Source organism: Catenovulum maritimum, assembly GCF_001050375.1.
Lineage (GTDB): Bacteria > Pseudomonadota > Gammaproteobacteria > Enterobacterales > Alteromonadaceae > Catenovulum > Catenovulum maritimum.
This window is the reverse complement of record NZ_KQ130492.1, coordinates 106,251-133,026: the sequence shown is the minus strand read 5'-3', so window position 1 is coordinate 133,026 and position 26,776 is coordinate 106,251. Positions and strand designations below refer to the sequence as shown.

The following is a 26,776-nucleotide window of genomic DNA, read 5'->3' as shown; positions in this document are numbered from 1 at the left end:
TTTTGTTGCCACAAGCCTGCATTATCGATCCAGCGTATAGTAATTGCATACCAATATGCAGAGCCCCAAAGAACGGATGCAAAGATTAACGGAAAATAAAAAAAAGAGGCTACAAATGCAATTGACGCAAAAACAAAACAAAAATACTCAAAAGCTAATGCCGCTTTTCTTGTTTTCATACCCCACATTCCTAAACTGACCCAAAACGGAACATTTGCCCATTCTGATGAATCCTTATCTAACATTTGAACTCCTTAACTGGATAAACACCTAACGCCCCGCTAAGGGGCAAATAATTAAGTTGGCTAAAATAAGCGAGGCACGAGCAAAAGCCAACTTTTATTTGTCCCATGCTTGAGCGGCTTGTTAGAGGCCATTTGCACCTAAAGCCAGTTTAGCCGTATGGTTAAGTAAATTAACATCACCGACTTTACCATGCCCCGGTACTACAATCTCAACGTCAGGGTATTTACTAATAACCTTTTGTATTGATGCTGGCCATATATCTATTGAGGCATCTTCAATATTACCTAAATTTTTACTATGGATACTCTTGACGAAACAACCACCAAATAAAATTTTATCCTTTGGCAGCCAAACAACAATATTATCTTCTGTATGGCCTTTGCCAGGGTAAAATATTTCTATCGTACCTTTAACCAACTCAAATGTATTATTTGAGATTTCATGGCTGGATTGTTCTTTGTCTTTTAAGCTAAGTAGAGTGTTAGTTTTACGTGTAGCGTATGTTTTTATATTAGATTTATTCAATAATGGAATGCCACTGCTAGCATCTTCGTGAAAGTGGGTAACCACGCTGCTTTTAATGACGAAACCTTTTGAATTGATCCAATTAATTAACTCTTTAGTTGGTTTTTGCCCCCAAGGAGTGTCAATTATATAGGCGTCATTTCCATCAACAACAACTAAACCTGATGCACCGACTTTACCCCAAGGTTCAACAACTTTGTAAGAAGTATGTTGATAGACATTATCCGCTAATTTAGTGATTTTTAATTTATCAGTGTTTGCATAAGCAAAACCTGACATTAAGAATAAAAAGGTGATGATGGTTCTCATACTTCAGAGGCCTCTAACAGCTTAATCATTAGAAGTGCGTATAGAACTTTTCAATATTGAGTCTAACAACGCCATTCCAATAAGTTTTAAATTAATAATTTCATAAACTTAAGCTTAAATTAACTAAAGTGCAACCACAATTTTAGGCTAGAAACCAAGCCAATCGTCAATGCGAGTCAAATATAGGGTCGTTATGTAAACTCACTATTATAAAAAACAAATAAAATTATATTGTTAATTACTATTATCTTCAGGAAATCAATACCTTGTTAAAAACAAAGCGAGAAATAATTTGAGTTTTTGGCATCTTGCCATTACAACTGTATAAAAAACAAGCAATTGGATTGAAGGATTTACTGATGGCTAAATATATATTCATAGATTCAACTAGAATGGAATTGTCAGAAAAATTTGGCTTACTTAAGTCGTCGATATCCTAGAAGTAAAACCTATGTCTGCTTATGGCACGGAGCAGTCCTTTGATACTATCACATCTAAGCGGTGGCAACGCTGTATGTAATTAAATGGCCATGGTTGATGCAATTGGGTGGCATAGATACAAGTTATTTTCCATCTAGCATACATAACAATGATAATTTCAGATTAAATTGCCCAATCAGCTATATTTGCTATAATTCGCGCCTCAAATATCAGAGAGATGTCAGATGCAAACCTTAACAGCCAAACAAAAATATAACTTCAATAAATTAGAAAAACGCATTCGTCGTTGCGTGGGTAAAGCCATTGAAGATTTTAATATGATAGAAGATGGCGACAAAGTAATGGTTTGCTTATCCGGCGGTAAAGATAGCTACACTATGCTAGATGTTTTAATTTATTTAAAGCACAAAGCACCTATTAATTTTGATATTGTTGCTGTCAATCTCGACCAAAAGCAACCCGGTTTCCCCGAAGATGTGTTGCCTAAATATTTAGAGTCTTTAGGCGTTGATTTTGAAATCGTCGAAGAAGACACTTACAGCATAGTCAAAGAAAAAGTACCAGAAGGCAAAACAACCTGTGCTTTATGCTCTCGCTTAAGACGCGGTATATTATATAAAACCGCTAACAGATTAGGTGCAACCAAAATTGCATTAGGCCATCACAGAGATGATATTTTAGAAACCTTGTTCTTAAATATGTTTTATGGTGGCAAGCTTAAAACTATGCCTCCGAAGCTGATTAGCGACAACAATGAACATATAGTTATCAGACCGCTTGCCTATTGCCGTGAAAAAGACATAGTTAAGTTTAGTGAAGTGAAAGAGTTCCCTATTATTCCTTGCAATCTATGCGGCTCTCAAGAGAATCTGCAACGCAAGATTATAAAAGAAATGCTGCAATCTTGGGACAAATCTCATCCAGGTAGATTAGAAACTATGTTTAATGCAACCCAAAATGTTAGCTTATCGCATCTTGCTGATACAAGTTTGTATGACTTCAAAGGGCTAAAAACCAACCAAATGATAGAAGAAGGCGATCTCGCTTTTGATCAACCTACTATTATTCAGCCAGAAATAGATTCAAGCTTGTATGCAGATGATGAGCAAATAGCCGACGAAGATAAAATTGATATCGCGATTATAAACGCAGGTTAATCTGCTTACTGACCATATTATCTATATGGTCAGTTCCCCCCAAAAAATCGCTCAAAAATAAAGCCACAAGCTGCAATTAGACTTAAATTACCAAGTACAGTTAACCAAAAAATAAGCTGAAATTTACTTTTCAAAGTTTTATGTCTGAATAACCTTTGCGCACTAAAGGCACCTAGCCAGCCACCCGCTAAACTCAACTTATGTAACCGCTTTTCTGCAACTCTAGAAACGCCCCTTATCGCGGCTGATTTATCCCAAGCATAAACCCAAAAAGTAATAAAATTAATTAAAGCCAAATAAATCAAAAAATTATGCGGGAAGCGCATGAGAAGTTCAAACCAATCAAGCTCAAACATAGGCTTGCTCAACTGCTTTAATATGGGAAAGTAAGTAATCGATAAAAAGCTTTATCCGCCGAGTCTTATAGCCAGATTTTGGATAGACAATAGCGGCTTTACTATCGGCCAGTTGCCAAGATTTAAATAACTGAACTAATTTACCAGATCTTAACTCCTGCGCGACATAAAAGTCAGGCGCTCGAATTACACCTGTGCCTAATAAAGCTGCTGTTTTAGCCACATGGCCATTAGCACAACTAAACTGGCTTTCCACTTCAATTTCATACTGCTCATTTAAATTTTGCGCATTAGTAAATTGCCATTTCTTGATACTGCCGGTAATAATTCGTGCACGCTTTAAATCTTGTGGATGGTTAAATTGATTTTGGCTAGCGTATTCAGGACTGGCGCAAATATAAGTTTTATATTGAGATAAAGGCCGAGCAACTAAATCCGAATCGGGCAAATCTCCCATCCGAATAGCTAAGTCATATTTGCTTTCAATTAAACCTATATGCTGACTTGAGAAATCCAAATCAATTTGAATTTGTGGGTATAAATTCATAAATTGACATATTAAAGGCGTTAAGATTTGCTCGCCAAAAATACCACCGACAGAGTTAATTCGTATTTTTCCTGCGACAACTTTTTGTTCTGTTTGCGCCATAGCTATGGCTTGTTGTAATTGGTTCATCCCCTTTAAACTTTGGTGATAAAAAAGTTCGCCAACTTCCGTTAGCTTCATCGCTCTAGTCGACCTTTGCAGTAGTTGAACGCCAAGTTGGCTCTCAAGTTGACTAATAATTTGACTGACTCTAGCTCGAGTCATGTTTAATTCATGAGCGGCAGCTGTGAAATTACCTGTCTCGACCACCTTAATATACTCAGTGATCCCTTTTAAATTATCAAACACTCGCCAGCCTTTTGTTTAATATAACTTAACAATGATGTAAGTATTTCAATATTTATAACTAATAGCAATAGGATTAAACTCATATGAGTTTTATTGAAACGAGACAAATAATTAAATGAAGACAAGAATATTAGGTAAAACAGGATTTAAAGTATCAGAAATTGGTTTAGGCTGTTGGCAATTAGGCAATGATTTTGGTGACTTATCAGAACAAGATGCCCAAGCTATTTTAGACCAAGCTCACACAAGCAATATTTCATTTTGGGACACAGCCGACGTTTATGGTTCAGGCTTAAGCGAAACTAGAATCGGTAATTGGCTCAAACAAAATAATCAGAGTGCAAGTAAACCAATTGTTATTACTAAAGTTGGGCGTGATGCGGGCTTATACCCAGATAAATATAGTAAACAAAAAGTGAAACTAAACTTAGAATCTTCCATTAAGCGCTTACAGGTAGAGGCACTCGATTTAGTCCAATTGCACTGCGTTCCGCCAGACATTCTATTTGCTGGTGAGTTATTATCTTGGATGGAAGAATTTCAGCAGCAAGGTTTAATCAAACACTTTGGAGCTAGCGTAGAAACTATTGAAGAAGCCGAGTTTTGCCTCACACAATCCAATATTGCCAGCTTACAAATTATTTTTAATATCTTTCGTCAAGATGCCACCAAATATCTGCTTAAACAAGCAGCAGAAAATCAAGTAGGCATCATAGCTAGGTTGCCTTTAGCAAGTGGTTTACTATCTGGTAAAATGTCAGCTGATCGGCAGTTTAGTCAAAATGATCACAGAAATTACAATAAAGACGGTGACTTTTTTAATGTCGGAGAAACCTTTAACGGACTAGCCTTGCACACAGGAGTGGATTTAGCTAACGAACTTAAAGCCAGTTTGCCTGGCCATTTAAATTTACATCAAGTGGCAATGCGCTGGATTTTAGATCAACCAGAAGTAACCAGCATAATCGCGGGCACAACCCAACAAGCACAAGTCATAGCGAATGCTCAAATATCCGATTTAGCCCAGTTGCCTGCGGATCTTCACAAAACGCTAGCCAATTTCTACCAAACTAAGGTTAAGCAGCACATCCGAGGACAAATATAAGCCAAGTCGTTTGTCACTAAGCTAAATACTCGTATTCACCTCGGCAACAGGGTTAAATACAGCAGGTAACTGATTAAAATAATCTGGCCTAGACTCTGTTGCAATTAGCTTAGTTAACTCATTGCCAATTTGAGTCAATTTATAGTAAGTGAGCACTAAACCTGGCTTACTTGCCTTAATTTGAACTTTACTCGTCATACCATCAAACTCCATAGCTTGGCCAAGGGCAAGTGGCGCCATTTCTATCTCAGTGGCATAAATTAAATTTAAATCGATTAAACTTAATAACTCAGGATAGTTCAGCTTAAATTTGCTCAAGTTGATGCTTTTACTTTGACTTTTGGACAGAAAAGAAAAAAATGAAGCAGGTAAATAGTAGCCCGTAATTATCTTTCCGCCATACTCCAGCTTATCTCGGACCATTAAAGCGCAAGCATGCTGAAACATGATGGCTTCTTTAAAAGTCATTTGATTTAAAGTTTTTAAAGCTCTTAACGAAAAAGTACCGGGTTTAGAAATTTGTATAGAAAGAATCTTCCCCCACAAGTGTTGCATTGAGGACGAAAAAATCGTCTCTGCCATATCGAAGAATTGATATAACCAATCAGGGTCGACCTCTTCTTGCGAGGATGATGAATCAATATATTGCTGAGCAAACTCCATAATAGCTTCAAGATTCTGCTGCTTTCTCGCAGCATTTAAACGCTCACGTCGACCCGCCCTTTGCTCTATGCTTTGCTCTTTAGATGTATTGGTTTTCGCGATACCAAATCTATGTGCGATTTGGCTTAATCTTAAAGATTGAGAATATGTATTATCAGATGAAATATGAACAGAAGTCGGATTAACCGGTTTAGAATTCGCCGATTTTTTCACCGGCGCTTGCTGACTAACAGAAGCTTTATTATCTATGACATTAGTGTTAGTGAGATTAGCGTCGACTTTCATTATCTGATGAATTTAAGAAAAGATACTAGGATTGTATACCTAAATAAGCCGAACTACCTAATTCAAGCGAACTATTCAGACTTGTCTTTGTTTAGCAAGTAACCATTAGCTCTAACTAAACAGCATTAAACTCATAATCACAGCATCTTCATTACTACCCTCTTTGGTTGGGTAATATTTTGGCCGAATTGATATTTGATTAAAACCTAACTTCTCGTATAAATTGATTGCTGCCAAGTTAGACTCTCTAACCTCTAGCCAAACTGTATCCGCATTTTTAGCTTGTATTTGACTAAACATTTCGGTTAACAGCTTCTCTGCGAGACCTTGCCGACGATGCGACTTCGCAATGCAAATATTCATTAAATTAGCTTCACCGGCAATGCAATCGCTAACTAAGTAACCAAGCAAATTGTCGTTTTCAAATATGCCAAAATTTTGATACCTAGGCCCAAAACAGGATTCAATAATTTTTCGCGACCAAGGGAAATCTTGCTCAGCATTTTCTAACGCTTCAATCTTATCTATATCGGTTTGATTCTGTTCGGTCGCGACGAGTGGACGAATATTCATTTACAACTGTCCAGAAAAAGTTTGAGTAAACATGTGCCAAAGCTTTTTCTTAGCGTCCGCATTTTGTAAATCTAACATACTATTTGTGGTTAAACTTTTGTGTTTAAGCGTAACACTAGAGGCTGATTGTTCAAAAGTCCAACCGGCTTTGATTAACTCAAATTCAAAAATAGCAATATCTTGCCAATTCAGGGCTTCAACTTGCAAATTAAAGTCAACTGAAACTTTAGCTGACTCAGTGGCCTGTGTACTTATCGCCAAGTTAGCTTTTATCTGGGCGAGATAGTCTTGAGGTTTAACCAGATTCGTTTTATCGGACGCTTCAACAACTTGGGTATTTACCATTTTAGAATCTGACTCAGCAGTACCACTAGAGTCTAGTTTAGAATCGGGTGACATATAACAGTCAATGGATAGTTCGTTTAAAACGGCTTGTTGATAAGTACTTAAGTAAGTCATTTAAAGTCTTGAAAGTTTATGAACCTAGAAAGCTAATATTATCATGTTTAACATCAAGGTAAATTTAAAACTGTAAAAGTCCTTTGATTTCCCATTAGCTAATTTAAAAAGAATTAATTCAAAGTTAATTTTTCAAGTCTTCAAAACAGATAATCACTAAATTAAGTCTTTATTCAGGCTTACAATGCCTTAGCTATTTTCTTCCCCGAATTCAAGTTAAATAGCGTAAAAAAGCCCACGATGATAAACCAGTGGGCAAAGTTGGGAGATGTGCAAACCGCTTAATTCACTAAGGACGCACAAAGCAAATTGGGCGGTTGTTATTATATTATTATTCGTGCTAGAGCGTGTTATTTAGTTAATTGGTATGCCTCTTTCGCTAAACGATAAGATAAGTCGTAAGCCAAATCATGTGCTGCTTCTTCAGTGATTCTATGCTCTGTAACTAGCTGAGCTAAGAAGCGGCAGTCGATTCGACGTGCGACATCATGGCGTGAAGGGATCGACAAGAAGGCTCTGGTATCATCATTAAAGCCAACCGTATTATAAAACCCTGCAGTCTCAGTTACATTATGGCGATAACGTAACATGCCTTCAGGACTATCATGAAACCACCATGCAGGACCTAACTTAAGGCAAGGATAATGCCCTGCTAGTGGCGCTAATTCGCGTGCATAAGCCGACTCATCAAGAGTAAACAAAATTACTCTAAGATCAGACTCAGTACCAAATTTTGAAAGCAAAGGTTGTAAGTCTTCAACAAAATTTGTTCTACCTGGAATATCACAACCCTTATCAAAGCCAAATCGTTCAAAAACCTTTTTATTATGATTACGGCGAGCACCAGGATGAATTTGCATCACCATACCGTCTTCGCAGCTCATACCTGCCATTTCTGTGAGCATTTGCGCTCTAAATAGCTCAGCTTGCTCTGGCGTTGCTTTACCCGAAAGCACAATCGAAAATAATTTTTCACAGTCAGCTTTTGATAAATCGGCCGTAAACGCAGAAGGATGACCATGGTCTGTTGCAGTTGCACCGTGTGCTCTGAAAACTTCACGTCGACTTCTTAGTGCATTTAAATATCCGCTCCAACTTGTAACATTCTCACCCGTTAAGTCAGCTAATGTTTCCAAATTAGCCATAAAACTTAAGCGCTCAGGATCGGTCACATCATCTGGACGAAAAGTTGTAATAACCGTGTTATCTACACCTGTACCTTTCATTTTAGCATGGTGCTTAAGATCATCTGTCGCCCCCTCAGTAGTCGCTAATAGCTCAATGTTAAACCTTTCGAGTAAAGCTCTTGGCCTAAATGCTTCAGAAGTCAGTTTTGCATTAATTTTATGGTAATAGTCTTCAGCATTTTCTGGACATAAAACTTCTGTAAACCCAAACACTTCGCTAAACACAAAATTCATCCAGATGCTTGATGGTGTTCCATGGAAAAGATGAAAATTTTCGGCCAAAATGTGCCAAATTTTTAAATAGTCAGTTTCAACCTCTCCGCCATCAATGCGTGGGATCCCCAAGTCTTCCAATTTAATCCCTTGACTATAAAACATACGGAAAACGTAATGATCTGGAATGATTAATAACTCTGTCGCATTTTGGAAGCATTCATTATCAGCAAACCAACTCGGATCAGTATGGCCATGTGGGCTAATAATTGGCAAATTTGCAACTGTTTTATAAAGCTCTCGGCTAATCGCTCTTTGAGTTGGATCTGAGCTAAATAGTCGGTCAGGATGAAGATGTAATGGTTTAGACATGGCGCCCTCTAATATTTACTATGCTGGAATTTGGGTATATTTAAAAAACGAGCTCAACTTCCAGCCTTACTTTATTAACTAAATGTATTCATTTATCAGCTTTAATTTACCTAACGCAATTACTGAATTTATCGAATTACAATTTTAATGTATTGCACTCTCAATTGTGCCACCGGTAGCATTATGTGTTAATAAAGTGTAATGTGTCAAGGTCCAATTATTTTAAGCAGATAAATTTAACGAAATATATTAAGAAAAGAAGCGATCAAAAATTAACGCGTGTGTAAAAATTATTTGAATACGTATTCAAGTCTATTATCAGGATAAGTATGAGTATAATACCAGTGTATAGCGCAAAAGGCCCCCGGCTAGTTCAGCGGAGGCCTTTATTTCAGCTAATACAGCTAAATTGAATGGTTGTGATGTGAGTTATTAATTAACTCAATTAATTCCTCGATACTAGCAAGGAATTTATGCTGTGGTTTAATCCCCAGCAACAACTCTAGCGACAGCTTTATCGAAACGATTAAAACCCTCTACTATATCTTGCTGTTCAACGATTAATGACGGTGCAAAACGAACCACATTTGCGCCAGCGACTAAACACATCAAGCCTTGCTCCATTGCAGCGGCAACAAATTCACGTGCTCTACCTTCATGGGCTTCATTAACCACAGCGCCCAGCAATAAACCTTTACCACGAATTTCTGAAAACACATTGTATTTTTGGTTAATCAATTCAAGTTGCTGCCTAAAAGCAGCTTCTCTTTGCTTAATACCTTCTAATACTTGTGAAGTATTAATAATATCAAACGCAGTTTCAGCAACAGCACAAGCTAACGGATTACCACCATAAGTCGTACCATGCGTACCAAACTTTAAATGCTGGCCTATCTCATCTGTTGTGATAATAGCGCCGATAGGAAAACCTGCTCCCAATGATTTAGCAGTCGATAAGATATCAGGTGTAACGCCTAATCCTTGGTAAGCATATAAATGTCCAGTACGACCAAATCCTGTTTGTACTTCGTCAAAAATAAGTAATGCATTATGTTTATCACATAAGGCTCTTACCCCTTTGATAAAATCAGGATCTGCAGGTAAAACGCCACCCTCACCTAACATAGGTTCAACAATAACAGCGCACGTTTTGTCTGAAATCAGCGCTTCTACTGAAGCTAAATCGTTATACACAGCATGCGAAATCCCGCCTGGCTTTGGACCAAAACCATCGGAATAAGCTGGCTGACCACCGGCTGTAACAGTAAACAAAGTTCTACCATGAAAAGACTGTTTAAACGCAATAATTTGATCTTTCTCTTCACCAAATTGATCAACTGCGTAACGACGAGCAAGTTTTAGTGCAGCCTCATTTGCCTCAGCACCTGAGTTACAAAAGAACACTTTATCTGCGAAAGTAGATTTAACTAATTTAGAAGCTAAGCGCAACGCTGGCTCATTAGTCCAAATATTACTGACATGCCAAAGCTTTTCACTTTGCTCTTTAATTGTCTGTACAAGTTCTGGATGACAATGGCCAAGACAATTAACCGCTATACCACCAGAAAAATCTATATATTCACGTCCTGCTTGGTCCCATACATATGAGCCTTGCCCTTTAACTGGGATGACAGCTTGAGGCGCGTAATTAGGTAGCATTACCTCATCAAACGTTGCTCTGCTGACCGCCATAGGTTCAGTCATTTTCTTTCTCCACTCAACGCTTTCGGCGTATTATTGTTATAAAAATAGCAAACTTTAATTATTGCCTATAAGTATACTCAAAAGGTGAAAACTTGCGAATTCAGATTTGTATTAAAGCAAAATAAAAATGAATTTAAAATCATTTTTATTGAATAATTATTCATTTTTTATGGTTTAGTGAAAAACTAAATATTTTCCGCCTATTATTAGCCTGAGTTCTGGATAATAAATTAGCTAATGCTATGAAATTATTAGCTAATTTATATTCATTATTTCTTGTGAGATATTTTTTCTTAGCACAACGCGAATTTGCGTAAGTAATAGCTGGATATTACGAGCGAATTTAACGCAATTAATACCAAATGAGCCAGGAAAAATAACCTCAAGAAAGCAAGTTGTTATCCAAAGCTCAGGTTTATTCTCAAAACTAGGGCGTAATCTGCTTGAATCAATGGTCTTTCGAGGCAAACTTGATTAAACTTGTCAGCCAAAATGTTTGTGTAAAATTAAGTACTTAAAAAATTATGAAAGCTGCTGAATTGTTATCTCCACCTTTACCCAAAAAAATCTCTGATCACATAAAATGGGGACAGCTTCACGGTAGTAGTATGGCGCTAGCGATCAGTCAATTAGCGACAAGCCAAACAGAGCCCGTACTTGTCATTACCTCAGATACCTCGTCGGCGCTCAAATTAGCCGCTGAAATAGAATCTTTACTCGAGCATACAAATATTCCAAATGCCTATTTCCCTGATTGGGAAACCTTGGCTTACGATACCTTTTCGCCTCATCAGGATATTATTTCTCAACGACTCGATACCTTGCACAAAATTCAGCAAGGCAAAGGTATTTTTGTTGTTTCGATAAATACAGCTTTGATGTTAATGGCGCCTGTCGAGTTTATTGAACATTACGCGTTACAAGTTAAACAAAGTGACAAACTTGATATTCAAGCAATGCGTATTCGATTAGATAAATCCGGCTACCGTTTAGTCGATCAAGTCATGGAACATGGCGAATTTAGTGTGAGGGGCTCTTTATTAGACCTTTTCCCTATGGGCAGCAAACAGCCTTTTAGAATTGACTTTTTTGACGATGAAGTTGAAACCATACGCGTATTTGATCCAGAAACCCAAAGAAGTGGCGATAAAATCAAAGAAATCAATTTATTGCCTGCACATGAGTTCCCAATAGACGAACAAGGGATTGAGAAATTCCGCCAAAACTGGCGAGAACATTTTGAAGCGACAACAGATAAAGAATCAATTTACTATCAGGTCAGCAAAAAAATAATGCCGTCTGGCATAGAGTACTACTTACCTTTCTTCTTTGAGAGTACCGCTAGCTTATTTGATTATATTCCCAAAAGCAGCTTAGTCGTATTCAGCCATAACCTAGAGCAGCATGCTGAGCATTTTAGGCACGATGTTGAAAACCGTTATGAAAACAGACGCTATAACAAGCAAAGACCGATTTTAACCCCGAATCAACTTTTCTTACCGGTTAACGAGTTTTTTGCCAAGCTGAAACCTTTTGCGCGAATAGAAGTAAGTGCTGCGCCAATAGAAGCGAAAGCAGGTAGAATCAACTTTGACACACAAATCCTTAATGATATTGCGGTTCAATCTACAGCAGCAGATCCATTAGCTAAACTAAAACAAGTTATTGCTCAATCTGATCGTTGCTTATTTATCGCAGAATCTCAAGGTCGTCGCGAAACCGTTCTAGAGTTGTTGCAAAAAGATAAAATTAAGCCGAAAAAAGTGACTAGCATAGAAGACTTTTTAACCGGCAGTGACAAACTCGCTATTTGTATTTCAGAGTTAGAACATAGCTTTTTAACTTATTTAGACAAACAACAAATCGCGGTAATTACAGAAACCGAGTTACTCGAGAATAGAGTCACTCAAAGACGTAAGCGTAGTTCAGCTCGTAATCAGGTTACCAACACTGATGCTGTCATCAAAAATTTAGCTGAATTACAAATAGGTCAGCCTGTGGTTCACCTTAACCATGGTGTTGGCCGTTATCATGGACTGCAAACAATTGACGCAGCAGGCGTACCAACTGAATTTTTAACTTTAGAGTATGCCGACTCTAAACTCTATGTCCCTGTCTCTTCGCTTAACTTAATTGCACGTTATTCTGGCGGTGATATAGATAATGCGCCAATTCATAAACTCAGCAGCGACAGCTGGGATAAAGCAAAACGCAAGGCGTTAGAAAAAGTAAAAGACGTTGCAGCTGAATTACTAGATATATACGCCAGAAGAGATGCAAAACCTGGCTTTGCTTTTAAATTTGACGAACAAGATTATAATCAGTTCGCAGCGGGTTTTCCGTTTGAAGAAACCAATGACCAAGTTGATGCAATTTCTGCCGTCATTAACGATATGCAAATGAACAAAGCTATGGATAGGCTCGTTTGTGGTGATGTGGGTTTTGGTAAAACTGAAGTCGCTATGCGTGCAGCATTCATGTCGATTAACGCCAGTAAACAAGTTGCAGTGCTAGTACCAACCACTTTGCTCGCTCAACAACATTATGAAAATTTCAAAGATAGATTCGCAGATTGGCCGGTAAAAGTAGAAGTCCTTTCTAGGTTTAAAACCACAAAAGAACAAAATGCGGTTTTGGCCGATTTAGCGGAAGGCAAAGTCGACATCATCATAGGGACACATAAACTCCTTTCTAAAGATGTAAAGTTTTCGGATCTCGGTTTATTAGTAGTGGATGAAGAGCATAGATTCGGCGTGAAGCAAAAAGAACTAATTAAATCGCGCCGAGCCGATGTTGATATTTTAACTTTAACCGCAACCCCAATTCCAAGAACCTTAAACATGGCAATGAGTGGGATGCGAGATCTATCTATCATAGCCACCCCGCCTAAAAAACGTTTAGCGGTGAAAACCTTTGTTCATCAAAGGGATGATGACTTAATCAAAGAAGCCATCAGTCGTGAAGTAATGCGAGGTGGCCAAGTTTATTTCTTGCATAATTCAGTTGAAACTATCGAAAAAACAGCTCAAAGCATTCGTGATTTAGTCCCAGAGGCAAATGTGGTAACTGCTCATGGCCAAATGCGAGAGCGCGAGCTAGAACAAGTCATGGGTGACTTTTATCACCAAAGATTTAATGTATTAGTTTGTACTACTATTATCGAGACTGGTATTGATGTATCCAGCGCCAACACAATTATTATAGATAGAGCTGATAATTTTGGTTTGGCTCAGCTCCATCAATTAAGAGGTCGAGTTGGTCGCTCGCATCATCAAGCTTATGCTTACCTGCTAACGCCGCCACCAAAACGCATGACTAAAGATGCCGTTAAACGTTTGGATGCAATTTCACAGCTAGAAGACCTCGGCGCAGGCTTTATGTTAGCGACTCACGATTTAGAGATACGTGGCGCAGGCGAATTGTTAGGCGAGGATCAAAGTGGTCAAATTGCATCTATTGGATTCAGCTTATATATGGAAATGCTGGAACAAGCAGTTGAATCACTGAAACAAGGCAAAGAGCCTTCGCTCGACACTGTGCTGCAAAATCAAACCGAAGTCGAATTGAGAATTCCAGCGTTAATCCCTGAAGATTATATCCCAGATGTTAATATTCGCTTATCTCTCTATAAACGCTTAGCGTCTTGCAAATCAGCAGATGATATTGATGATTTCCAAGTTGAATTAATCGACCGTTTTGGCCTATTGCCAGATTCAGTTAAAAATTTAGTCCGTGTCAATTTAATCAAGCTAGATGCGGCCAGAATAGGCATTAAGAAAATAGATGCGGGTCCAAAAGGCGGTACACTGGAATTTAGTGAATCCACTAAAGTCGATGCAGGTTTCATCATAGGTTTAATCCAGTCTCAACCTAAGTTTTATGGTATGGCTGGGCCAAATAAATTACGCTTTAATATAGAAGTTGAAGATACCCGAGAAAGGATCAAGCTGGTAGAATCTATGGTTAAAGAATTTTCACAGAAATTAACGGCTTAACACTGAGTTTATGGATATCAAAAAATACCTTAGTACACTCCCACTAGCACTAACCAGTTTAGCAAGCCTGCTAGTCAGTGTGCCATTATATGCTGAAGAAGATCGTTGGTTTGAAGTTGAGCTGTTTATTTTTAGTCGAGACGATAGTAAAGATCCCACGACTGAAGTTTTCGCTCCTCAACTAAACCCCATCTTAATTAACCATTCTCGTGATTTAATTTCTGATGTTTTATATCCAGAGATGGCTGTTTTAAGACAAAACTGGTTACCCGAGTGTGAAACTAAACCACAAGTTTTACCTAAAGTGCCGTTAGCTGCATTTGGGATTAATCAGCTAGCGCCTGAGTTAATCAGTCAAACAGAAGCAAAGGTCAATATAGCGAGCCAAGTAGAAATAAATAGCGAATTATTGAACCTAGAGTTAGCAGCTTATCAGCAATCGCAACAAGCCTTATTAGCGTTAAATGAAGTTGTCGAGCCTAGTTCGCTATCACAAGCGGGTACAGAATTAGTCAGCGAAATTACGGCTCAAACTGACTCTTTAGCCGAAAGCGAAGAAACGGAGCAATCTGGCTTAACCAGTGAAACATTAGCCAGCTACACATTTCCTGTCGACCAACCAAGTTGGCATTACCCTGCGCTGTGCCAAAAACCTGAACCTAGCTTACTAACACAAGAACGTGCATTAATAATCGCGCAAGAACTAGATCTACATTGGGATAAAACCCCAATTAAAGTAACGTCTTTTGTAGATGAATACAGTGAGGTCCCCTATCTCCTTTCGGAAGATAAATTAGAATTTAATAAGGCAGTTGCTAAATTTAGATGGCGTAAAGAGTTAACCCCGTTAATTCACCTAGCATGGCGACAACCAGTTAAAGCGCAAAATGAAGAAACACCTTGGCGTATCTATGCTGGAAAAAACTATAGCAAGGATTTTCATTACAATGGTGAGCCGATCGAAAAAACGCTAGAGCCTATCGAAGTCGACACTGAACAAGCAGAAACAGAGCTAGTCACCGAAAGCCAAACTCTAAATCATCAGTCGATTTTAGATAATATTCAAAATGTGTTGAGTAAAATTGATGATAAAACTTGGGATGTTGAAACTGCACAAAGTCAAAAACAAAAAGATGAATGGCAGATCCAGCAAACGATATCGGGGACGCCTGATAATGTTTGGCAGCTAGACGGTTTATTTAAGATTTACTTGCGCCATTATTTATTTATCGAAACTGAGTTCAACATTCGAGAAATAACCGATCACCCAGCAGAGCAGGATGAAGAGATCCTAGAGCAAAGTATAATTGAGCAAGCTAATATTGCGCCTAATGCGGCTTCGGTCTCAACACTTGCAGAACCAGCGGAGAAAAAGGCGTATCTACACCCATACTATTTCCAACAAAATCGACGAATTCGCTCAGGTGAAGTTCACTATTTCGATCATCCCAAAATGGGCATAGTACTCCAAGTAAGACGCTACACTAGACCAGATAAACCAGAAGAAGAATTTAACGAAGAAGATATATTTCCGTCAAATTAAGCCGGTTTTAATAAAAACTACGAGTTGAATTAGTCTAGTGCTGCCACAAAAATAGCTCTGCTACATCCAAGCTGCGCATATAAAAAAGCCACTCTGCACTACTTAAAAAGTGAGAGTGGCTGTTGTTTTTCTCGGCTATTTTCTTGCTTTCTCGGTCACCCAGTCAATAAGTCAGTTAACACTTATTTAATATCGCAAGTATCTAGATTCCAGATGTTCTGTACATAATCTAAGATTGAACGATCCGAGTTAAATTTACCCATAGTCGCTGTATTCATAATAGCCATTTTCGCCCAAGTTTTTTCATCTTGGAATAATTTGTCTATTTTCTTATGCGCTTCTGAATAGCTCGCAAAATCAGCTAATGATAGATAAGTATCGCCATAATCAAGTAAACTACGCTTAATTTCAGCTAACTCACCTGGTTTTCCAGGCGTAAAGTAATCGCAATCAAACCAATCAAGTACAGCTTTGATTTCATTATTAGCGTAATAATAATCCCAAGGATTGTAGCCTGCTGATTTTAACTCTTTCACTTCATCGACGGTTAAACCAAAGATAACCACATTGTCTTCACCGGCTTCTTCGGCTATCTCAATGTTTGCACCATCTAAGGTGCCTATAGTAACAGCGCCATTTAAGGCTAGCTTCATGTTACCAGTACCCGATGCCTCTTTACCCGCTAAAGATATTTGTTCTGATACGTCAGCAGCTGGGATCATTTTCTCTGCTAACGACACTCTATAGTTAGGTAAGAAAACAATTTTCAGCTTATCTTTAATTCGCTCGTCATTATTGACCTTATCTGCGACTTTATTAATCGCATAGATAATTTCTTTTGCCATGTAATATCCCGGCGCCGCTTTCGCTCCAAAAATAAACACGCGCTTTGGCATATCGTAATCTGGGTTTTGTAATAAGCGTCGGTATAAAGCCATAATGTGTATTAAATTTAATTGCTGACGCTTATACTCATGCAATCGTTTAATCTGAATATCGAATAGCGCAGTCGGATCAACTTCGACCCCTGTCAGCTCTTTAATCACTTTGGCTAGCTCGATTTTATTCTCAAGCTTAATTTGCATATAAGCTTTTTGGAACTTGCTGTCAGTCGCTAAATCAGCCAACTTGGATAGCTTGTTTAAGTGAACTGGCCAATCTGCATCCACATGTTCAGATATCAGATTAGATAATTTAGGGTTACAAGATTTCAACCAACGTCTTGGCGTAACCCCATTCGTTACATTGGTAAATTTATCTGGCCATAAGCTATTAAATTCAGGGAATAAGTCTTTCTTTACCAGTTTAGAATGGATTTCAGCCACACCATTTACTTTGAAACTACCGATAACGGATAAATTACCCATACGAACCATTTTTTCATGGCCTTCTTCGATGATGGATAATTTACGCTTAACACTATCATCTCCTGGGAAAGCAACTTCAACCACATCTTCTAAGAAGCGACTATTGATTTCGTAAATAATCTCTAAGTGTCTTGGCAATACTTTTTCAAATAAGCGAACCGACCACTTCTCTAAAGCTTCTGGTAACAAAGTATGGTTTGTATAAGCGAAAACCTTTTGGCAAATTGTCCAAGCTTGATCCCATTTGAGTTCAGCTCTGTCGACTAAAATTCGCATCATTTCTGGAATCGCAATGGCTGGATGTGTATCATTTAATTGCATCACAACTTGCTCAGCAAATTTGCTCCAATCATCCCCGTGTGCGCGTTTGTAACGACGTACAATATCTTTAATCGAACAAGCACAGAAAAAGTATTGTTGGATTAATCTAAGCTCTTTACCAGCATCTGTATTGTCATTCGGATATAAAACTTTTGAAATTGTCTCTGCCTGCACGTTTTCAACTTGAGCATCTAAATAACCACCCGCATTGAAAACATCCCAGTTGAAAAAGTCTGATGCACGACTTTCCCATAAACGTAAAATATTAACGGTTTTAGCGCCATAGCCAACAACCGGAATATCCCAAGGTACCCCTTTTATGATACGTCCTGGATGCCACTCTTTATGGATCTGTCCCTTATCATCATATTTAGTTTCAACATAACCATATAACGGAATTTCTTGCACTGACTCTGGTCGGCAGATTTCCCAAGGGTTACCGTATTCTCGCCAACTATCTGGTCTTTCAACCTGACGTCCTTCTAAAAATGCTTGGGTAAATAATCCATGCTCGTAATGAATACCATAACCAATAGCAGGAAAATCAAGTGTGGCTAACGAGTCTACATAACACGCTGCTAAGCGGCCTAAACCACCATTACCTAAAGCTAAATCTGGCTCTTCTTCGCAAATTTTATGAAAATCTAAACCTAATTTATCAAGTGCCTGTTGTGCGATTTCAGTTAGACCAACATTGGTTAAATTATTTTTTAACAAGCGTCCCATTAAAAATTCAAGAGAAAGATAGTGAACCGCACGTGTATCTTTTTTGTAGTGGGTTTTCTGTGTTTGGGTTGCGCGTTCAAATACCAGTTCATTGACAGCAGCGCAGGTTGCTGTCCACCAAGCTTTTGAATTTGCTTTATTTTCGTCTGTACCGAGTGATACGTGTAAATGCCGAACGATAGATTGTTGAAATTCATCAACTGTCACATCTAGGTTACTTTTTACTTCAGTTGCTGCGGAAGGTTTTTTTGTAGCTGGAGATTTTGCCTTACTTTTACGAGTAGAAGTTGCCATTAGGTATCCCTTTATCTCAATTATTACTACTAACTAAACAATAACGCGCTTTGCTAAACCAGCAAGCACTACTTGCGCCATATACCACTTATCTTTGTTGAATAAAAATGAACACCAAGGTAGCGAACTACCTTGGCTGTTTGATTAATTTAATGCGGATATAGTTATACGCCAGCTTTGGCGAATGTTTGGTTAACTATAGCTTGAGCTTCTTCTGCAATTTTTGCAAGGTGCTCTGCACCTAAAAAGCTTTCGCAATAAATTTTATATATTTCTTCAGTGCCTGAAGGGCGAGCTGCAAACCAACCGTTTTCAGTAACTACTTTCAAGCCACCAATAGCCGCATTGTTGCCTGGCGCATGGGTAAGCTTAGCAAGAATTTTCTCACCTGCTAAAGTTTCTGCTTCAACATCTTCTGCTGATAAATTTTTCAGCACATTTTTTTGCTCTGTTGTCGCAACTGCATCTAATCTGTTATAAACAGGCTCACCAAATTCTTCAACCAGTGCTTGATAATGCTGACCTGGATCTTTACCCGTTACCGCCGTAATTTCAGCCGCTAATAACGCTAAAATAATACCGTCTTTGTCTGTCGACCAAACTGTACCATCTTTACGTAAAAAAGATGCACCTGCACTTTCTTCACCGCCAAAACCATATTCGCCAGTATATAAACCGTCAACAAACCATTTAAAGCCAACTGGTACTTCAGATAAATTTTTACCTAAAGCGTTAACGACACGGTCAATCATACTTGAGGAAACCAAAGTTTTACCAACCGCTAGGCTAGATTTCCATTGCGCTCTATGAGTATATAAATATTGAATCGCTACCGCTAAATAATGATTAGGGTTCATTAAGCCTGAAGATTTTGTCACTATGCCATGACGGTCATAATCAGGGTCATTCGCCACAGCAACATCAAATTGATCTTTTAATTTAATTAAGCCCGCCATTGCATATGGAGACGAACAATCCATGCGGATTTTTCCATCTTTATCTAGCGTCATAAATGAGAAAGTTGGATCAACCGAATCATTCACTACTGTGATATCTAAACCATAAGTTTCAGCGATCACATCCCAGTAAGCGATACCAGAACCACCTAATGGGTCAACACCAATTTTTACGCCAGCTTTAGCAATTGCTTCCATGTCGATAACGCTTTTTAAATCATCGACATAAGGTTTAATATAATCGTATTCTTCAAATAAATCGGTTTGCGTTGCTTCGGTATAATCCATGCTTTCAACTTCAAACAACTCTTGTTTGATAATTTCATTTGCACGATCTTGAATACGGTTTGTGATATCTGTATCAGCAGGTCCACCATTTGGCGGATTATATTTAAAGCCGCCATCTTGCGGTGGGTTATGACTTGGCGTAATCACGATACCATCGGCTAAACCTGAAGTTTTACCTTGGTTATAAGTTAAAATTGCATGCGAAATAACGGGTGTTGGTGTATAGCCACGACCTGCTTGTACTATGACTTTAACGCCATTAGCGACAAAGACTTCAACTGCAGTTGTAAAAGCACATTCAGACAAAGCATGGGTGTCCATACCTATATATAATGGGCCTGTTATCTCTTTTTCAGTTCTATATTCAACTAACGCCTGACAAATAGCAGCTATGTGCGATTCAGTAAAAGTTGAATTAATAGAAGTACCACGATGACCAGACGTACCAAAGCTCACTGGTTGAGCTGGCGTTGGTGCATTTACATAATACTGGCTGACTAAATGAGGAATGTTGATTAGGTCTTGTTTTTGAGTTGGTTGCCCTGCTCTTTCGTGCAATGCCATGCAAATTTCCTTAATATCGATTTGGTAAAGATAAGCGTTTTAGAATTGTTATCGTTTTTTATACCTCAGCCAATATCGCTTCGCAAGCGATATTGGCTGAATCAGATAAAACTTCTAATCCCTGCGTTGAGATTAGTTCAATTTAGTTAAAATATTTTGACAGCTATTGATTAATTAACAATTAATTAGCATTTTTTCTATTTGCTCAAAATCAAGATATTCCGCCGCTGACTGTCCTTCGGCTAAATAAGGGACAACCCCGAAGCAAGGCACTGGCATGAGTTTATGCAGCGAATCAATATTGGCTTGCTGTTGTAACATGTTGTCATCTACACAGTTCGCAATCCAACCGACCAATTTTGCATTTGATTGTTGGATAGCCTGAGCCGTTAACAAAGCATGATTTAAGCAGCCTAATTTCATTCCAACCACTAAAATGACTGGCATTTGGTGTTCGCTTACCCAATCAGACAAAAATGTATTCATACTGGTCGGTAGCATCCAACCGCCTGCCCCTTCCACCACAACTAAAGCCTCTGCTTGTTGGTGGATTTTCACTAAGCCTGCGGTCAGTTCATTATGTTGTATTTGTAAGTTAACTTGTTCTGCTGCAATATGAGGTGCTATAGGTGGTTTTAACGCATATGGATTAACAAGATCATAATCCAGCTTTATATCGCCGGCTGCTAATAAACTCAGCGCATCTTGGTTAATTAATTTTCCATTTTTTAATTCACAACCCGCTGCTATAGGCTTATAACCTAAGGTGGTTTCGCTTTTAATCCCTTTAATGAGACTTGATGCAATCAGTGTTTTCCCTACATCAGTATCTGTAGCTGTAATAAATAGGTTTTTGTTCATAGCAAATAGATTCAACTAAATAGAATTATTATGCCATTGATTAGCTTATCTGTTGAGGCTTACGCTCAAAAATACAGATAAAAATATATGACAGCCAAAGTGAATGCAATAAAGCAGCCCTGATTGGCTGCTTTATTAAAGTATGCCAGATAAACCTGTGTATCTAAGTTGTTTTAATGCTCATGCGCAGCACCCGCGCCACTAGGGATTCTAAAATTATCGACTAAATCTTGAATCTCTTTTGGAGCTGGACCTGTAAACTGGCAAACAACAAAAGCCACGGTAAAGTTAACAATTGCGCCTACCGCTCCAAATGCATTGGGTGATATACCTAAAAACCAATTTTCTTCTAATGGACCTAAAAAGCTAGTTCCAGGAATAAACATAATGCCCTTATGCTGAAAAACATAAAGCATAGTTACACCAATGCCAGCTATCATGCCACTAACTGCAGCTGTGCCGCTCATCTTTTTAACAAAAATGCCCATCATTAAAGCAGGGAAAATACTCGACGCGGCCAAACCAAAAGCCAATGCGACAGTCCCAGCAGCAAAGCCAGGCGGATTAAGCCCTAAATAACCAGAGACTAAAATCGCCAGCGTCATTACGATTCGGCCTGCAAGTAACTCATTCTTTTCGGATAAATTAGGGGTTAACACCCCTTTCATTAAATCATGAGAGACAGAAGAGGAAATTGCCAATAGCAGTCCAGCCGCAGTTGAAAGCGCAGCGGCAAGACCACCTGCGGCAACTAAAGCAATTACCCAATTAGGTAAATTAGCGATTGCAGGGTTTGCCAGTACCATAATGTCACGATCAACTTTCACCATTTCGTTAGTTGTTTCATCTGCGACGTACTGGATTTTTCCATCTGAATTTTTGTCTTCAAATTCTAGCAGTCCGGTTTTTTCCCAATCTTTAAACCATTGTGGTCTTTGTTCATATTCTAAATGTTGGCCCGGCTCTGGTTGTAATGTATCAATCAAATTTAACCTAGCCATAGCACCAACCGCTGGAGCAACTGTATATAGTAATGCAATAAAAACTAGAGCGTAGCCAGCAGAAGATCTTGCAGCTTTAACACTGGGTACCGTAAAAAATCGCATAATAACGTGAGGTAAACCGGCTGTGCCTATCATTAGAGATAATGTGTAAGCAAACATATTAAGAGAGCTGCCCATATTATCCGTGGTGTATTCTTTAAAGCCTAAATCTGTCACGACTAAATCTAACTTATCCAGTAAATATGTTCCGCTGCCATCAGCTAATGTACTACCTAAACCTAGCTGTGGGATTGGGTTACCAGTTAATTGCAAAGAGATGAAAATAGCAGGTACTGTGTAAGCAAAAATTAATACACAATACTGAGCAATCTGAGTATAAGTTATGCCTTTCATCCCACCTAAAACGGCATAAACCCATACAACGAGCATTCCTATCCCTAGACCTAAACCATAATCCACTTCGAGAAATCTAGAAAATGCGACACCTACACCTTTCATTTGACCTATGATGTAAGTTAATGAAGCAATAATTAAACACACAACGGCTACGATTCTTGCTGTTTTTGAGTAGTAACGATCTGAGATAAATTCGGGTACCGTAAATTTTCCGTGCTTTCTCATATACGGCGCTAGCAACATGGCGAGTAAAACATAACCACCTGTCCAGCCCATTAAAAACACTGAGCCGCCATAACCTAAAAAGGCAATTAAGCCTGCCATAGAAATAAACGAGGCAGCACTCATCCAATCAGCACCAATTGCCATACCGTTTTGCATTGGGGTAACGCCACCCCCTGCAACATAAAAATCACTAGTCGAACCCGCTCTTGCCCACCAAGCAATAGCAAAATACAAAGCAAAGGAACCAAAAACAGCAATATAAGTGTAGAGTTTTAAATCATCCATTTTAGCTTTCCTCCTCAACTTTGTATTTTTTATCAAGCTGATTCATCTTATGTGAATACCAAAATATCAAGCCGACAAAGGTATATATTGAGCCCTGCTGCGCAAACCAAAAGCCGAGCTTATATCCACCAAGTCGAATCTCGTTAAGCGGTTCAACCAACAATATGCCAAAACCAAATGAAACAACAAACCATATTGTCAGTGAAATGAAGATAAGGCGAAGATTTTCGCGCCAGTAAGATTGAGAGTTATCCATATTATTCTTCTTTTATTACTCATTAAACCTGTTATAAAAGCCAATTTATGACAGATTAAAGTTAAATATTTCACAATTAAGTTACAACTTAGTTGTTTTGTACCATAAAACCGTAATTTGTAATACATTAAAATAACAAAAGATACTCACGCTAAATCGAGATTTCCAAGCTATATTTAACTGATACCAAACAAAATTATAGATATAAATGGCCTTTAAACTTTATTTCTTAGCTTTTATCTTACTGACTAGTTTGAAAAGTATGGCAGAGATCAGTCCTATTCTGAATATTCCCAAAGCAAGATCAGACTTAGACTTATCTCAAGATTACCACAAGCAATTGTTATTATTAGCGCTTAACAAAGCCGCTAATGGCAGAGCTATCCCAACACTAAATTCAGTAGCGGAAATGTCGCAAGGCAGAGCAAGACAAGAATTATTTAGAGGGAATTTAATCGATGTTTATTGGTTAGGCACATCAATTATTGATGAAAGAGATTTACGTGCGATTAAAGTGCCAACAACTAAAGGCTTAATAGGTTATCGTAAATTTATCATTAAAAAACAATCAATCGCTAAATTTGACCAAATCAAAAATCTAGCTCAGCTAAAATCTTTAACAGCTTGCCAAGGCAGTCATTGGCCAGATACTTTGATCTTAAAACAAGCTGGTTTGCCTGTTATTACCACTTCGACTTATGAAAATTTATTTAGCATGTTAAATGCTAACCGCTGCGACTATTTCCCCAGAGGCTATCATGATTTAGAAAAAGAAGTTGAGGTGAGAAAAAATCTATACCCAGATCTCATCGCTTATCATAGGATCTTATTGCACTACCCTTTTGCTGTCTATTTTTTCACCCGTAAAGAAAATGAAGATCTTGCGCTATGGATAGAAGCGGGTATGCAGCAATTAGCTAAAGAAGGCGCAATTGAAGCACTGATGAAAAGGCATGGTTTAACCGCTCATGTGTTCCCTTTAATCAATGATAAAACGAACCTATACCTAAACATAGAGAATCCTTTACTGACTCAAGATACAAATTATAAAAACCCAGATGCTTGGTTTATCCCAGCAGATTTCAAATAATAAAATGCAGTAAAAAAAGGATAAGCTTTATTCTGAGCTATTTTTGAATAGGTTTAAATCGGCTTCACTAAATGGCAATAGGCCACATGCCAACTTGCACTGATTAAACCATTAGACTTTTTAGGATAAGCAGATTCTAATAATTTGAGCCTTGCTTTAGTCAAAGCTTGTGGTTTAGCTTGATCTACCACAGAATTCGCACCAATAGATTTTAGCTCTCTTAATAAAGCATGAACATTTTTATACTCGGTATGTTCTGTTTTAAATTCAGTTTGCACTGACTGCCAAGTTTGAGTGTTTAAAGCCTGCTTAAATTGGGCTAAAGGCTCAAATTTATTGACATGCTGACTATCGTCAAGCGCTTTATACGCCTGAGTAAGCTCTGATAATGAACCGTCTAGCAAAGTGGTAAAAACAACTGAACCACCCGGCTTTAACAAACGATAACTCTCAGCAAGTACCTCTGCTAAATCGCACCATTGCCAGACTAGACTAGAAAAAACATGGGTATAAGATTCAGCTATTAATTGGGTATTTTGCACATCAGCCTGCAACCAATAAGCGGACAAATTCGCCAACCCGCCATTCGTTTGTCTATCTTGAAATTTTAGTTGGGCAACATCAAGCATACCTTTAGCTAAATCAACGCCTGTATATGAGTTTAGCTGCTCGATATGATTAAGTAGGTTACCTGTACCACATCCCATATCAATTAAATCTGAACTCTCGGTTAACTTAGCATCTAGATTTAAGATATTAAATGCATGTGCCAATACATTTTTTTGTAATTGCGCCGCACTGTCATAACTCATAGCGGCCTTAGAAAAGTGCTCAGTGACTAATTTTTTTTGCGCTTGTGCTAACTGCATTTAGGTTTCTCGGCAAGTGACTTATCTGTTAAATTTTCTTCAGAAACTGCTAACGCCTCTGCCTCATGAATTTGCTGCTTTACTTGAGCAATGGCTTCAACTAATTGCGAAATGTTTTGAGTCGTTTGACTCGCAGATAAGGTAATTCGTAACCTTGCCGTACCTTTTGGTACTGTCGGCGGCCTAATGGCAGTTACCCAAAAACCCATTTCTCGCAAACGAGCACTCAGTTCGAGTGCAGCTTGATTACTACCAATAATAAAGGGCTGAATCGCGCTATTCGACAAATTCGCCTCGTCATCGGCCAAACCAAGCTGAAGCAGCATTTTATGATAGTGCTGAATATTCGCAGCAAGTTTTTCACGCCGCCAACTTGCGTTTTTAACGATATCAACCGCACTGGCAATCACACCCGCTTGTATCGGCGACATGCTAGTACTGTAAATATAACTGCGAGCATGATTCACTAAATACTCAACTAAGTCCTGACTCCCTCCAACAAAAGCACCAGAAAGCCCAAATGCCTTACCAAAGGTTGCGGTAAAAATATCGATATCATTGGCGTTTAAACCTTGTTGATATGCACTTCCCTGCCCTTGAGCGCCAAATACACCCAAGCCGTGAGCATCATCTATCATTAACCCTGTATTATTATGTTGTGAAAGCAGTTGTTTAATCTCAGCTAAAGGCGCACTATCACCATCCATACTAAAAACGCCTTCGGTGACCACTAATTTATAGTTATCACCAGCTTGATCGAGTTTGTTATTTAGCTGCTGAATATCATTGTGCTGAAATCGAATATTTTTCGCATTAGCGGCTATACCACCATCAATTAAAGATGCATGGTTGAGTTTATCTTGGATAATATAATCGGCAGCATTCGTCATTAAGCTTTTTAAAATACTGCTATTAGCAGAAAACCCTGTCGAAAATAATAAGCAAGATTCAAAACCTAACCAATCTGCAATTTTTTCTTCAGCTTTTTGATGCGCTATATGATAGCCATTAATTAATGCCGACCCCGTACTTCCGGCACTGTAAGTATCAGAAGCTTGTTGCCATGCTTGTTTCAACTCGTCCGAGTTTGCTAAACCAAGATAATCATTTCCAGAAAAATTGAGATAAGTTTTACCTGCAACTTGTATGTATTGATCCTGAGTAGAACAAGAATAACGTCGACGATAGGCAGACGCCTGAGATTTAGTCTCAAGCGCCGCTTTTAAAGATTGGGGTAACATTAATA

20 protein-coding genes and 1 pseudogene are annotated in these 26,776 nt (G+C 38.4%); 5 read left to right on the top strand and 16 right to left on the bottom strand.

Translation table 11 applies throughout. The features are described 5' to 3' along the window. Window positions 1-245, bottom strand: a pseudogene (locus XM47_RS12070) (hypothetical protein); the annotation flags it as partial. Window positions 246-366: 121 nt separating this feature from the next. Beyond that, window positions 367-1,080 (bottom strand): subclass B1 metallo-beta-lactamase, encoded by a 714-nt coding sequence (bla, locus tag XM47_RS12065; RefSeq protein ID WP_048692806.1) that lies wholly within the window; start codon window positions 1,078-1,080, stop codon window positions 367-369. Window positions 1,081-1,745: 665 nt separating this feature from the next. Here bla and ttcA point away from each other — a divergent pair. Next, window positions 1,746-2,678 (top strand): tRNA 2-thiocytidine(32) synthetase TtcA, encoded by a 933-nt coding sequence (gene ttcA, locus XM47_RS12060; RefSeq protein ID WP_048692805.1) that lies wholly within the window; start codon window positions 1,746-1,748, stop codon window positions 2,676-2,678. A 29-nt stretch (window positions 2,679-2,707) separates the two neighbouring features. On the opposite strand, the gene XM47_RS12055 is transcribed toward ttcA, so the two are convergent. Then, the gene (locus tag XM47_RS12055) at window positions 2,708-3,034 is read right to left on the bottom strand and encodes a DUF1294 domain-containing protein (RefSeq protein WP_048692803.1); all 327 of its coding nucleotides are present in this window, start codon (window positions 3,032-3,034) and stop codon (window positions 2,708-2,710) included. After that, entirely contained in the window at window positions 3,027-3,929 is a 903-nt protein-coding gene (locus XM47_RS12050; RefSeq protein WP_048692802.1) for a LysR family transcriptional regulator, read from the bottom strand. The genes XM47_RS12055 and XM47_RS12050 overlap by 8 nt, the downstream gene beginning before the upstream one ends. A 115-nt stretch (window positions 3,930-4,044) precedes the next feature. On the opposite strand from XM47_RS12050, the gene XM47_RS12045 reads away from it, so the two are divergent. Next, on the top strand, window positions 4,045-5,034 hold the full coding sequence (locus XM47_RS12045) for an aldo/keto reductase (protein ID WP_048692799.1): 990 nt from the start codon (window positions 4,045-4,047) through the stop codon (window positions 5,032-5,034). A 21-nt stretch (window positions 5,035-5,055) separates the two neighbouring features. Here the strand turns inward: XM47_RS12045 and XM47_RS12040 are convergent, their stop codons facing one another. The 5 genes from XM47_RS12040 to XM47_RS12020 form a co-directional block, all read right to left on the bottom strand. Next, a complete protein-coding gene (locus tag XM47_RS12040) occupies window positions 5,056-5,982 on the bottom strand; it encodes a TIGR03899 family protein (RefSeq protein ID WP_048692798.1) in 927 nt (308 codons plus the stop codon). A gap of 111 nt (window positions 5,983-6,093) precedes the next feature. Next, the gene (rimI, locus tag XM47_RS12035; protein WP_048692796.1) at window positions 6,094-6,555 is read right to left on the bottom strand and encodes a ribosomal protein S18-alanine N-acetyltransferase; all 462 of its coding nucleotides are present in this window, start codon (window positions 6,553-6,555) and stop codon (window positions 6,094-6,096) included. Continuing rightward, on the bottom strand, window positions 6,556-7,014 hold the full coding sequence (locus XM47_RS12030) for a hypothetical protein (protein WP_048692794.1): 459 nt from the start codon (window positions 7,012-7,014) through the stop codon (window positions 6,556-6,558). Between the two features lie 350 nt (window positions 7,015-7,364). Next, complete coding sequence (uxaC, locus tag XM47_RS12025; protein ID WP_048692792.1) at window positions 7,365-8,786, bottom strand: glucuronate isomerase; 1,422 nt, start codon at window positions 8,784-8,786, stop codon at window positions 7,365-7,367. Between the two features lie 483 nt (window positions 8,787-9,269). Further along, window positions 9,270-10,478: an aspartate aminotransferase family protein gene (locus tag XM47_RS12020; RefSeq protein WP_048692833.1), complete on the bottom strand. Its 1,209-nt coding sequence runs from the start codon at window positions 10,476-10,478 to the stop codon at window positions 9,270-9,272. Window positions 10,479-11,014: 536 nt separating this feature from the next. Here XM47_RS12020 and mfd point away from each other — a divergent pair. Both mfd and XM47_RS12010 read left to right on the top strand, forming a co-directional pair. Continuing rightward, complete coding sequence (gene mfd, locus XM47_RS12015) at window positions 11,015-14,485, top strand: transcription-repair coupling factor (RefSeq protein WP_048692790.1); 3,471 nt, start codon at window positions 11,015-11,017, stop codon at window positions 14,483-14,485. A gap of 10 nt (window positions 14,486-14,495) precedes the next feature. Next, on the top strand, window positions 14,496-16,028 hold the full coding sequence (locus XM47_RS12010) for a CsiV family protein (RefSeq protein ID WP_048692788.1): 1,533 nt from the start codon (window positions 14,496-14,498) through the stop codon (window positions 16,026-16,028). A gap of 182 nt (window positions 16,029-16,210) precedes the next feature. On the opposite strand, the gene XM47_RS12005 is transcribed toward XM47_RS12010, so the two are convergent. The 5 genes from XM47_RS12005 to XM47_RS11985 form a co-directional block, all read right to left on the bottom strand. Further along, window positions 16,211-18,736, bottom strand: a complete 2,526-nt coding sequence (locus XM47_RS12005; protein ID WP_048692786.1) for a glycogen/starch/alpha-glucan phosphorylase — start codon at window positions 18,734-18,736, stop codon at window positions 16,211-16,213. 164 nt (window positions 18,737-18,900) lie between these two features. Next, window positions 18,901-20,544 (bottom strand): phosphoglucomutase (alpha-D-glucose-1,6-bisphosphate-dependent), encoded by a 1,644-nt coding sequence (pgm, locus tag XM47_RS12000; protein WP_048692784.1) that lies wholly within the window; start codon window positions 20,542-20,544, stop codon window positions 18,901-18,903. 174 nt (window positions 20,545-20,718) lie between these two features. Further along, window positions 20,719-21,405 (bottom strand): dethiobiotin synthase, encoded by a 687-nt coding sequence (bioD, locus tag XM47_RS11995; protein ID WP_048692783.1) that lies wholly within the window; start codon window positions 21,403-21,405, stop codon window positions 20,719-20,721. Between the two features lie 173 nt (window positions 21,406-21,578). Further along, the gene (locus tag XM47_RS11990; RefSeq protein ID WP_048692781.1) at window positions 21,579-23,315 is read right to left on the bottom strand and encodes a sodium:solute symporter family protein; all 1,737 of its coding nucleotides are present in this window, start codon (window positions 23,313-23,315) and stop codon (window positions 21,579-21,581) included. A 1-nt stretch (window position 23,316) separates the two neighbouring features. Further along, on the bottom strand, window positions 23,317-23,571 hold the full coding sequence (locus XM47_RS11985; protein ID WP_048692779.1) for a DUF4212 domain-containing protein: 255 nt from the start codon (window positions 23,569-23,571) through the stop codon (window positions 23,317-23,319). Window positions 23,572-23,779: 208 nt separating this feature from the next. Between XM47_RS11985 and XM47_RS11980 the strand changes: the two genes are divergently transcribed. Beyond that, entirely contained in the window at window positions 23,780-24,661 is an 882-nt protein-coding gene (locus XM47_RS11980) for a type 2 periplasmic-binding domain-containing protein (protein WP_048692778.1), read from the top strand. A gap of 53 nt (window positions 24,662-24,714) precedes the next feature. Here XM47_RS11980 and XM47_RS11975 read toward each other — a convergent pair whose 3' ends face one another. Both XM47_RS11975 and bioF read right to left on the bottom strand, forming a co-directional pair. After that, entirely contained in the window at window positions 24,715-25,530 is an 816-nt protein-coding gene (locus XM47_RS11975; RefSeq protein WP_048692776.1) for a methyltransferase domain-containing protein, read from the bottom strand. Further along, on the bottom strand, window positions 25,521-26,771 hold the full coding sequence (gene bioF, locus XM47_RS11970) for an 8-amino-7-oxononanoate synthase (protein ID WP_048692774.1): 1,251 nt from the start codon (window positions 26,769-26,771) through the stop codon (window positions 25,521-25,523). Before bioF ends, XM47_RS11975 begins: the two co-directional genes overlap by 10 nt. Window positions 26,772-26,776 lie beyond the last annotated feature (5 nt).